Source organism: Aliiroseovarius conchicola (assembly GCF_041403445.1).
In the GTDB taxonomy this organism is placed as follows: Bacteria; Pseudomonadota; Alphaproteobacteria; order Rhodobacterales; family Rhodobacteraceae; genus Aliiroseovarius; species Aliiroseovarius conchicola.
Map to the genome: position 1 here is coordinate 1 of NZ_JBGEHL010000039.1, position 1,694 is coordinate 1,694.

Here is a 1,694-nt window from a genome sequence, read left to right on the forward strand (position 1 = left end):
ACATTCCCGCGCTGGACTGGCAAGTAGGGCTGGATCAGCGCGTATTGATTTTCTGTTATCTCATTCATAACAGATACCTAGCATCAAATAGCACTAAGTAATAGTGTTAACAGGCCCTAATTCTTCTGTTTAAAAATTCTAGATAAATAAGGTGATCTATGAGTGAAATTGATATTAGCGGCGGTGATGTTTATGGTGGGATGCGTGATACCTTGGACAGTCTCGTAGGAGATTTGGCTGGAAATCACGATGGTACTGCTGGTGAAGCAGGATCTACGCCAGGTGAAATGAATGACGAGGTCGACGAAAACCACGGGCCAGTTGACGAACGCACTGAATCGGTAGCGGACAAGGTTGAAAACAACCCCGGCATGAATCCAGAACATAGGAACTCCCATTTGCGCGATATTCACAACGATATCGTAGATGCGCAGAACAGTTCGGATCCTGAGGAGCGCGCAGCTGCTGAACGTGCCAAGCAAGACCTAAAAGACCGCGGGCTCTGGGATCAAGATTATGCCGATGCTCGTCAGGAAGAACTGGATGAGGAAGACGAGGAGGAAGAGGAAGATAATCCCGGCGAAGAAAGTGAAACGGGCGACGACGGGACAGAAGAAGAAAACAACGGCGGCCCTGGTGATGACCTGCCAGATGATAGCGACTACAGTAATCCACCGGCCATTGACCCACTCGTCATTGACCTTGATGGCGACGGTGTTGAGCTTACCGCATTATCCCAATCGGAAGCGCACTTTGATCTAAATGTGGATGGGTTTGCTGAGCGAACTGGTTGGGTTTCACCGGACGATGGATTGCTTGCTATTGATGTCAATGGCAACGGTCAGATTGATGACACAACCGAGTTGTTTGGTGATCAGACTGGCTTTGACAATGGCTTTGCCCAGCTTGCTGCTCTAGATTCAAACAGTGACGGAAAGATCGACGCCAGTGACGATGGCTTCAACGACCTTTTGGTTTGGCGCGACCTAGATCAGGACGGTGTTTCAAACGATGGTGAATTGCAGAGTTTGAGCGAAATTGGAATCGTGTCAATAAACGTATCTGCTGATGAAGTATCCGAAACAAACGCTGGGAACACAATAACGCATCGCGGCTCATTTACGTTCGACGACGGTTCAATCGGTCTTATCGAAGATGTATTGTTTGAAAGCGACCTAGTAGACACTGTCGCACTTCTTCCGGGTGACTTCCAATATCATTCCGACGCACTCCTCATTCCCACATTGTGGGGATATGGAGATATACCATCAACTCAAGTTGCATTGTCGCTTGACGAAGATCTACGTACTCAGGCAAACGCACTTCTTGATTACTTGTCAGCTGGAGATATCGAGGCCTTCGTAGAATCTTTCGAGGACTACGTCCTTAGCTGGGCAGGAGTCGAAGGTGTCGATGAGGGTAGCCGTGGCGAATTTGTTAACGCGAAATACCTTGCTTTCTTTGAAAAAGCATATGGTGTTGATTTCGTGCAAAGGATTGGATCAACCCGGCAGCAAAGTGACCCCAATCACATTGCCGGGCCGCGGATAAATGCGCAATTCAACGAATTGATTAGGGCCTGTTAACACTTAATCATATCGACGATTAGGGCGAAATTCAGGAAAGCGCGGTACATGACGTCCAGCTTTTCGAACCTTGAGAAGATGCGCCGGTATCCTTTCAGCCTTCGAAAC

At 48.2% G+C, this 1,694-nt stretch carries 1 protein-coding gene and 1 pseudogene; one reads left to right on the forward strand and one right to left on the reverse strand.

Translation table 11 applies throughout. From position 1 onward, the window contains the following. The first annotated feature begins 158 nt into the window (after positions 1 to 158). Entirely contained in the window at positions 159 to 1,586 is a 1,428-nt protein-coding gene (locus tag V6N04_RS18930) for a hypothetical protein (protein ID WP_371171731.1), read from the forward strand. On the opposite strand, the pseudogene V6N04_RS18935 reads toward V6N04_RS18930, so the two are convergent. Next, positions 1,583 to 1,694, reverse strand: a pseudogene (locus tag V6N04_RS18935) (IS5-like element ISCARN85 family transposase); the annotation flags it as partial. The gene V6N04_RS18930 and the pseudogene V6N04_RS18935 overlap by 4 nt on opposite strands.